8 protein-coding genes are annotated in these 8,949 nt (G+C 74.5%); 5 read left to right on the forward strand and 3 right to left on the reverse strand.

The features are described from left to right. Both CRM73_RS10365 and CRM73_RS10370 read left to right on the forward strand, forming a co-directional pair. Positions 1–960 carry a helix-turn-helix domain-containing protein gene (locus CRM73_RS10365; protein WP_229587613.1) on the forward strand — a complete coding sequence of 320 codons (960 nt, stop codon included), beginning with the start codon at positions 1–3 and terminating at the stop codon, positions 958–960. A 5-nt stretch (positions 961–965) separates the two neighbouring features. After that, complete coding sequence (locus tag CRM73_RS10370; RefSeq protein ID WP_109269053.1) at positions 966–1,940, forward strand: AraC family transcriptional regulator; 975 nt, start codon at positions 966–968, stop codon at positions 1,938–1,940. On the opposite strand, the gene CRM73_RS10375 is transcribed toward CRM73_RS10370, so the two are convergent. Both CRM73_RS10375 and CRM73_RS10380 read right to left on the reverse strand, forming a co-directional pair. Then, a complete protein-coding gene (locus tag CRM73_RS10375) occupies positions 1,937–2,632 on the reverse strand; it encodes an SCO1664 family protein (protein WP_095650068.1) in 696 nt (231 codons plus the stop codon). The two genes, CRM73_RS10370 and CRM73_RS10375, sit on opposite strands and share 4 nt — an antisense overlap. A gap of 10 nt (positions 2,633–2,642) precedes the next feature. Beyond that, positions 2,643–3,287, reverse strand: a complete 645-nt coding sequence (locus CRM73_RS10380; RefSeq protein WP_109244478.1) for an MSMEG_4193 family putative phosphomutase — start codon at positions 3,285–3,287, stop codon at positions 2,643–2,645. Positions 3,288–3,417: 130 nt separating this feature from the next. On the opposite strand from CRM73_RS10380, the gene CRM73_RS10385 reads away from it, so the two are divergent. Continuing rightward, a complete protein-coding gene (locus CRM73_RS10385; RefSeq protein WP_229587614.1) occupies positions 3,418–4,833 on the forward strand; it encodes a sigma 54-interacting transcriptional regulator in 1,416 nt (471 codons plus the stop codon). Between the two features lie 70 nt (positions 4,834–4,903). Beyond that, a complete protein-coding gene (locus tag CRM73_RS10390) occupies positions 4,904–6,892 on the forward strand; it encodes a VWA domain-containing protein (protein WP_229587616.1) in 1,989 nt (662 codons plus the stop codon). Between the two features lie 21 nt (positions 6,893–6,913). Here CRM73_RS10390 and CRM73_RS10395 read toward each other — a convergent pair whose 3' ends face one another. Then, positions 6,914–8,008 (reverse strand): DUF808 domain-containing protein, encoded by a 1,095-nt coding sequence (locus tag CRM73_RS10395; protein WP_229587618.1) that lies wholly within the window; start codon positions 8,006–8,008, stop codon positions 6,914–6,916. Between the two features lie 193 nt (positions 8,009–8,201). Between CRM73_RS10395 and CRM73_RS10400 the strand changes: the two genes are divergently transcribed. Then, a complete protein-coding gene (locus CRM73_RS10400) occupies positions 8,202–8,921 on the forward strand; it encodes an alpha/beta hydrolase (protein WP_229587620.1) in 720 nt (239 codons plus the stop codon). Positions 8,922–8,949 lie beyond the last annotated feature (28 nt).

Consider the following 8,949-nt stretch of genomic DNA (forward strand, 5'->3'; position numbering starts at 1 on the left):
ATGGACTCCCAGGTGCAGCGGGCCGTGTTCAGCACCCGCGACCCGGCCGAGGGCATCGCGGTGCTCGACGAGGTCTTCGCCATCCGGGGCGTGCGCCGCTCCCCGGACGGCAGTTTCGACATGACTCTGGCCTCGACCGGGATCGACTTCGTCGCCTACGAGCGCGTCCGGCTGAAGGGCTCCTCGTGCACCGGCCGCACGGACGGCGCCGGCGTGCTGCGGGTGTGCCAAGTGACGGCGGGCGTGCTGAGCGCCACCAGCGCCGGCGACCGCTTCCCCCGCACCGGGCCCTTCCTGTTCCCGCAGCGCACCTTCACCAGCTGGTGGGACGACCTCGAGGCGACCACCGTGTCCCTGGACCCTGCCGCGGTGGAGGACCACGCCCGGCGGCTGCTGGGGAACGAGGGCTTCCGGCTGGAGTTCACGGGGACCCGCCCGGTGTCGCCGGCCATGACCCAGTACTGGCGCGGGACGGTCTCCCACTTCGCCCGCGACCTCCTGCCCGACTCCCGGGCGATGAGCAGCCCCCTGATCCGCTCCGAGGCCGCCCGCTCCCTCGCCACCGTCCTGCTGCACACCTTTCCCGGGAGCTTCCTGGACCGCAGCGGGACGGCCACCGGGCAGACCCGCCCGGCTCCGGCCGGAGTGCGGCGGGCGGTGGCCTTCATCGAGGAGCACGTGGCCGCGGACGTCGGACCGGCCGACATTGCCGCCGCCGCCCGGATGAGCGTGCGCGGTCTCCAGGCGGCCTTCCGCCGGGAGCTGGACACCACCCCGATGGCCTACCTGCGCGACGCCCGGCTCGACGCCGTCCACCGGGAGCTGCTGGCCGCCGACCCCACGACCGGCTCGACCGTGGAGGCGGTGGCCGCGCGCTGGGGCTTCGGCCACCGCGGCCGCTTCGCCGCCGCCTACCGGGACCGGCACGGCCAGGCCCCCGCCACCACCCTGCGGAGCTGACCGGGATGCCCCAGGAGACGGAGCGGGCGCCGGGGACACCGATCCGCCTGCACATGGCGACCACCGACCCGGAGGTGGCGAACGAGGCGCTGCAGCAGATCTACACCAGTGCGCGCATGGGCACGATCACCGACGAGTCGTCCTTCCTGTACCGCCAGGACGTGCTGGGCGACGCCGACCTCCAACTGGGCCGGCTCACCTTCCGCGGCAGCATCGCCGGCCGGATGGTGCTCGACGACATGTTCTCGGTCGTCGTGCCCCGCGCCGGGGGCGTCGACTGGAGCATCGACGGCCGGAGGGGCAGCGGGCTCGGGGTGTTCCTGCTGCAGCCGGGCCAGGAGTACTGCGGCGAGGTGGACCAGCTGCTGGTCGACTCGGTCACCATCGACCGGTCCACGCTGCGGGAGACCGCCCGGACGGTCCACGGGGACGAGACCCTCGAGGTCGCCTTCCACGGACCGCGCCCGCACTCCCCCGCCCGGGAGAGGCACTGGAGGAGCACCTTCGCGTTCGCGCAGCAGGTCCTGGCCGACCCCGAGGTCGCCTCCCTCCCCCTGCTGCGCGCGGATCTGCGGCGGCGGATGTCGGTGGCGACCCTGGAGGCGTTCGCCTTCGCCGGGGAGCCCGTGGCCCGGCGCGCGTCGGCCGCCGGGCAGCAGGCGGCCTACCGGGACGCGGTCGAGTTCCTGCACGCCGCCGCGTCCTCGCCGATCACGGTCGAGGACGTCGCCCGCCACGCGGGGGTGAGCACCGTGGAGCTCGTCCGGGCCTTCCGCTCCCACGCCGGGACCACGCCGGGGGCCTATCTGCGCGAGCTGCGGCTGGTGGCCGCCCACGACGACCTGGTGCAGGGCGACCCGGCCCGGGGTGACACCGTGCGCGGCATCGCCCGGCGCTGGGGCATGAACCACCCCGGCGACTTCGCGCGCCGCCACCGGCAGGCCTACGGCGAGAACCCGGCCGCCACCCTGCGCCGTTAGAGCAGCGGCCAGGGGATCCGGCGGCCGGTGACGTCGACCGGCAGGACCGCCTCGTCGAGGAGCCGGCGCACCCGCCGCCGCAGCGCGGCCACCTCCTCGGCGTCGAGGAGCTCGGCGAGCTCGGCGGGGACGTCGTCGGCCAGCGGGGCGATGTCCCGCAGCAGGTCCTGGGGCACGGGCTCGCCGGAGAAGTCCCAGACGACGGTCCGCAGCTTGAACGCCGCCGCGAAGCACAGACCGTGGTCGATCCCCCAGATCCGGCCGTCGGCGCCCCGCAGCACGTGGCCGCCCTTGCGGTCGGCGTTGTTGGCCACGAGGTCGAACAGCGCGATCCGGCGCAGGGCGTCGTGGGTGTCGGGGGCGGTGTCGTAGAGGGTGAAGTAGTGCTGCCGCGGGTCGTGCTCCACGAACCGCTGCAGGGACCCCGTGCCGAACGGGCCGTCCTGGCGCAGGACGGTGGGCGGGACGATGCCCCAGCCGAGGAACTCGCTCAGCACGTACGCGGCGCGCTCCCGCCGGTGCAGGCCGGGGCGGAAGTCGAGCAGCGGCCGCTCGCCCTCGAGCGGCTTGTAGATCCCCCAGGCCGTCTCCTCCTCGAGCGTGACCTCGACGAGCAGCGCCGAGTTGCTGCTCTCCCGGATCAGTCCGAGGAGCTCCAACCGGCCCTCCGTCAGGAGCACGAGCTCGCCCATCAGCGTCCGCTCACGACACCCTCAGGCCGGCCAGCGGCTGGTCCGTGGAGTTCACGGTGAGCACGGCCGGCGCCTGCCCCGGCGCGTACGAGATCGCCGAGACGGAGCACGGGCTGACCACGATCCGCTGGAACAGGTCCAGGTGCGTGCCCAGGGCGTGGGCGAGGGCCGCCTTGATGGGGTCGGCGTGCGAGAAGCAGACCACCACCCCGCCCTCGTGGGCGGCGCGCACCCGGTCCACGGCGCCCACGGTGCGCGCCTGCATCTCGGGGAAGCTCTCGCCGCCGGGGAAGCGGAAGGTCGAGGGCGCCCGCTGGACGGTCGACCACGCCTTGAGCCGGGAGAGGCGGGAGAGCTCCTCGCCCGTCCACTCCCCGAAGTCGCACTCGAGCAGTCCCGGCTCCACGACGGCCTCCCGGCCGGTCCGGGCCGCGGTCGGCGCCGCGGTCTCGCGCGTGCGCTCGAGCGGTGAGGTGTACACGGCGTCGACGCGCACGCCCGCGAACCGCTCCGCCACCCGGTCGGCCTGGGCCCGGCCGCGCTCGGAGAGGTGCAGGCCGGGGGCCCGCCCCGGCAGGACCTTGCCCGTGGTGGGGGTCTCCCCGTGCCGCACGAGCAGGACGAGGGTGCTCCGTGGTGCCTTGCGAGTGACCATGATGCACCAGCGTACTGGCGGGGGCCCCGGGGCCACAGGGGCCCCGCGCCCGTCGTCGTCGGGCGCCGCCTGCGACGACGCCGGACCCGGCCCGGGGGCGCCCTCTTGACGCCGGGGTTAGGTTGGCGCTGTGACTGATCGCACCGATCACCCTGACATCCGCACGCTCGGCGAGCTCCGCGCCGCCGGCGTGACCCACCGGACGCTGCGCGAGGAGATCCGCGAGAACCTCCTGCGCACGCTGGCCGAGGGCGGTGACCCCTGGCCGGGCCTGCACGGGCTCGGGCGTACGGTCCTGCCGCAGCTCGAGCGGGCCCTGCTCGCCGGCCACGACGTGGTGCTGCTGGGCGAGCGCGGCCAGGGCAAGACCCGCCTGCTGCGCACCCTCGCCGGCCTGCTCGACGAGTGGTCCCCCGCCATCGAGGGGTCGGAGCTCAACGAGCACCCCCTGGAGCCGCTGACCGAGGCGTCGCGGTGCCGGATCCTGCTCGAGGGCGACGAGCTGCCCGTGGTCTGGCGGCACCGGTCGGAGCGCTACGTCGAGAAGCTCGCCACCCCGGACACGTCCGTGGCGGACCTCATCGGGGACGTGGACCCGATGCGCGTGGCCGAGGGCCGGCGGCTCGGGGACCCGGAGACCATCCACTACGGGCTCGTGCCCCGCTCGCACCGCGGGATCGTGGCGATCAACGAGCTGCCCGACCTCGCCGAGCGCATCCAGGTGGCCATGCTCAACGTGATGGAGGAGCGGGACATCCAGATCCGCGGCTACGTCCTGCGGCTGCCGCTGGACGTGCTCGTGGTGGCCACGGCCAACCCCGAGGACTACACGAACCGAGGCCGGATCATCACGCCGCTCAAGGACCGGTTCGGCGCCGAGATCCGCACCCACTACCCGCTCGAGCTGGAGGACGAGATCGCCGTGATCCGCCAGGAGGCCGAGCTGATCGCCGAGGTCCCGGACACGATCCTGGAGACCCTGGCCCGGTTCACCCGCCTCCTGCGGGAGTCCTCCGCGGTGGACCAGCGCTCGGGGGTGTCGGCGCGCTTCGCCATCGCCGGCGCGGAGACGGTCGCGGCCGCGGCGCTGCGCCGCGCCACGATCCGCGGCGAGGCGGAGGCGGTCGCGCGGATGGTGGACATGGAGACGGCCACCGACGTCCTGGCCGGCAAGATCGAGTTCGAGTCCGGCGAGGAGGGCCGCGAGCGCGCGATCCTCGACCACCTGCTCCGCCGGGCCACCGCCGAGACCGTCCGCGGCCGCTTCCGCGGTCTCGACCTCGGCCCGGTCGTGGAGGCCTTCGACGGCCGCACGACCGTGTCCACCGGCGACGACGTCTCCGCCCAGGACTTCCTCGCCGGGCTGCCCGAGCTGACGGCCTCCGACGACGACGGGGCCGCGACCGCCTACGACGAGATCGCCGCACGCCTCGGCGCGAGCACGCCGGGCCAGCGCGCCAGCGCGATCGAGCTGGCGCTGGAGGGGCTCTACCTCGCCCAGAAGATCTCCAAGGACGCCGACGAGGCCGGCACCGTCTACGGCTGACCGCACGGCCGGCACCAGGACCCGCACCGGGTTCCGCACCGGGACACAGAGAAGACACAGAGGGGGCGTCATGCCCGCACACCACCGGTCCTCGAGGTACGGCCGGTACACCGGAGGACCCGATCCGCTGGCCCCGCCGGTGGACCTCTCCGAGGCGCTCGAGGCCGTCTCCGAGGACGTCATGGCCGGGTACTCGCCGGAGCACGCGCTGCGCGAGTTCCTCCGGCGGGGCGGCCGCGGCCGCGACGGCCTGGACGACCTGTCCCGGCGCCTGCAGCAGCGCCGGCGCGAGCTGCTGAAGCGCCACGGCCTGGGCGGCACGCTCGAGGAGGCGAAGAAGCTGCTGGACAAGGCGCTGCGTCTGGAGCGCGAGCAGTTCCTGCGGGACGCCCGGATGGACCCGATGGACCGCTCCTTCCGGGAGATGCAGCTCGACGGCCTGCCGAGCTCCACGGCCGCCGCCGTCAGCGAGCTCGCGTCCTACGACTGGCAGTCCGAGTCCGCCCGGGAGGCCTACGAGCAGATCAAGGACCTCCTCGGCCGCGAGCTGCTGGACCAGCGCTTCGCCGGGATGAAGCAGGCCCTGGAGAACGCCACGGACGCCGACCGGGAGGCCGTGGCCGAGATGCTCCGGGACCTCAACGAGCTGCTCGAGAAGCACGGGCGGGGCGAGGACACCGAGGAGGACTTCCAGGACTTCATGGCGAAGCACGGGGAGCACTTCCCCGAGAACCCGCAGTCGGTCGACGAGCTGATCGACGCCCTGGCCCAGCGCGCGGCGGCGGCCCAGCGGATGCTCAACTCCATGTCCCCCGAGCAGCGCCAGGAGCTGATGCAGCTCTCCGCCCAGGCGTTCGGCTCCTCCGAGCTGATGGACCAGCTCGGCCGGCTCGACGCGAACCTGCAGGGACTGCGCCCCGGCGAGGACTGGGGCGGGTCGGAGGGCTTCGAGGGCCAGGACGGCCTGGGTCTCGGCGACGGGACGGGCGTGCTCCAGGACATCGCCGAGCTCGACTCCCTCGCCGAGCAGCTGGCGCAGCACCACCGGGGCGCCAACCTGGACGACATGGACCTCGACGCGCTCGCACGGCAGCTGGGCGAGGACGCCGCGGTCTCGGCCCGGACCCTGGCCGAGCTGGAGCGGGCGATGCGGGACAGCGGCTACCTGCAGCGCGGCGCCGACGGGGACCTGCGGCTCTCGCCCCGCGCCGTGCGCCGGATCGGGAAGGCGCTGATGCGGGACGCCGCGCAGAACCTGTCCTCCCGGACCGGTCAGCGCGACACCCGCCTCGCCGGTGCGGCCGGCGAGCCCTCCGGCGCCACCCGGGAGTGGCAGTTCGGGGACGCCGAGCCGTGGGACACCACCCGCACCATCACCAACGCGATCCGGCGCACCGCCGCCGAGGGCGGCGACGTCCGGCGCGGGCTGCGCCTCGACGTCCGCGACATCGAGGTCGCCGAGACCGAGGCGCGCACGCAGGCCGCCGTCGTCCTCCTCGTGGACACCTCGTTCTCCATGGCCGCCGAGGGGCGCTGGGTGCCCATGAAGCGCACGGCGCTCGCGCTCCACCACCTCGTCTCCACCCGGTTCCGGGGGGACCAGCTGCAGATCGTCGCGTTCGGCCGCTACGCCCGCGCCCTGCCGGTCGACGAGCTCACGGGGCTGCCGCCGGTGCGGGAGCAGGGCACCAACCTGCACCACGCCCTGCTGCTCGCCACGCGGTTCTTCCGCAAGCACCCCTCGATGCAGCCCGTCCTGCTCGTGGTCACCGACGGGGAGCCCACGGCGCACCTGCTGCCCGACGGCGAGAGCTGGTTCTCCTGGCCCACGGAGCCGGAGACCCTGCGCGCCACGGTCGAGGAGCTCGACCGGCTCGGACGCATGGGGGCCCAGGCGACGTTCTTCCGGCTCGGCGACGACCCGGGGCTGGAGCGGTTCCTGCGGCGGATGGCCGAGCGGATCGACGGGCGCGTGGTGGCGCCGGACCCGGGGGATCTGGGCTCCGCCGTCCTGGACGAGTACCTCAACGCCCGCGCCGGGGACCCCGACGACCTCTGAGCGGACTCCCGGCTCGCCCGGTCAGCGGGCCGCGGTGGAGCCCCCGTCGGCCGGCGGGGTGGGGTCGGACGGGCCGGACGGTCCCGCACCCTCCTCCCCCGAGGACGCCGCCGAGGAGTGCTTCCCGTGGTGCTCGTCCTGCGCCTCGTGGGCGCCGTGGGCGGCGTGCTCGGCCTCGTGCTCGCCCTTGCCGAAGGGCAGCAGCTCCCAGACCAGCACCAGGATGGCACCCCAGGCCAGGCCCAGGACGGCGGAGAAGAAGGTGTTCGTGAGCCAGGCGAGCGCCGCGCCGAGACCGCCGGGGACGGCGTCGTGCACGAGCACCTCCACGTGGTGGACGGCCTCGTACGGGGCGTGCCAGCCCAGGTCGTCGAGGCCGACGAGGACGATGTGCCCGCCCACCCAGATCATGGCGGCGGTGCCCACGACCGAGATGACCGTGAGCAGCCCGGGCATGCCCTTCACCAGGCCGTGGCCGATCTTCTGCGTGGTCGGGGAGGACCGTCCGGCCAGGTGCAGGCCGAAGTCGTCCATCCGGATGATCAGCGCCACCACCCCGTAGACCAGGACGGTGATGCCGATGGCCACGACCACCAGGATGGCCGCCCGCGAGAGCAGCGGCTCGCCGGCCACCTCGTTGAGGGAGATGACCATAATCTCGGCCGAGAGGATCAGGTCGGTGCGCACCGCGCCCCCGACCATCGTGTCCTCCGCGTCCTTGCCCTTCTCGACCACGGGGGTCTTGGTCTTGGCCCCGTGGCCCGAGACCTTCGACCAGATCTTCTCGGCCCCCTCGAAGCACAGGTAGCTACCACCCAGCATGAGGATCGGGGTGAGCAGCCACGGCGCGAACTGGCTCAGCAGCAGGATGACCGGGAGGATGAAGATCAGCTTGTTGCGCAGCGAGCCCTTGGTGATGCGCCAGATGATGGGCAGCTCGCGGGCCGGGGAGACGTCCTGGACGTACTGCGGGGTCACGGCGGTGTCGTCGACGACGACGCCGGCGGCCTTCATGCTCGCCCGGCCCGCCGCCGCGCCGATGTCGTCCACGGAGGCGGCGGTGACGCGGGCCAGGGCGGCGACGTCGTCCAGCAGGGCCATCAGACCGCCGCTCATCGGAGGGCCTCCGGCGCGGTCTCAACAGGGGCGGGCGGAGCCGCGGTGGTGATCAGCATGATGACAGAGTAGGGCCTCGGACGCCCGGATGCTCCCGCGCGGGACGAACGGGCACCGATGTCCTGCCGTTCCGCGGAGCCGGTGCCGTGCGCCCGGCGCCGGACCGTCCACCCCCGACCAGGAGGCACCCCGCATGGACCCCGTTCACCCTGCCGCCGGACCGGCGGGGGCGCGACCGCCCGCGCCGTCGCCCGCTCCGCACGTCGTCGTACTCCCCGGCGGCGGGTACGCCCGGCACGCGGACCACGAGGGCGAACCCGTGGCCGAGTGGCTCCGCGGCCTCGGCCTTTCCGCCGGCGTCCTCCGCTATCCCGTGCACGCCAGGCACCCCGCCCCCGTGGACGCGGTGCACGCCGAGGTGCGCCGGGTCAGGGCGGCCGGGGCCGGGCGGGTCGTCCTGCTGGGGTTCTCCGCCGGCGGACACCTGGCCGGGCACGCCGCGCTCACCGCGCCGGTCTCGGGCCCCGAGCGGGTCGACGCCGTGGTCCTGGGCTACCCGGTGGTGTCCATGCAGCTCGACACGCACCGGGGGTCGCAGGAGGAGCTCCTGGGCCCGGGGCCCGCCGCCGAGGTGCGGGCGGCCACGTCCCTCGACCGGCTGGTGACCCGGGACGCGCCGCCCTTCTTCGTGTGGCACACCGCCGACGACGCGTCCGTGCCGGTGCAGCACTCCTACCTGCTGGCCCAGGCGCTGGCGCGCCGGGGCGTGCCGCACGCCCTCCACGTCTTTCCCCGCGGACCGCACGGTCTCGGGCTGGCCGGCGGCACCGGTGGGCCCGCGGCCTGGCCGGCGCTGTGCGCCGCGTGGCTGGCCGGCCTGGTGGAGGACATCACGCCGCCCGCCGCCCGGTGAGGCCTGTCGGCCGCCGACGCACCCTCGA

Origin of the sequence: Kocuria sp. CCUG 69068 (genome assembly GCF_020833785.1) — a bacterium.
Classification (GTDB): Bacteria; Actinomycetota; Actinomycetes; order Actinomycetales; family Micrococcaceae; genus Kocuria; species Kocuria rosea.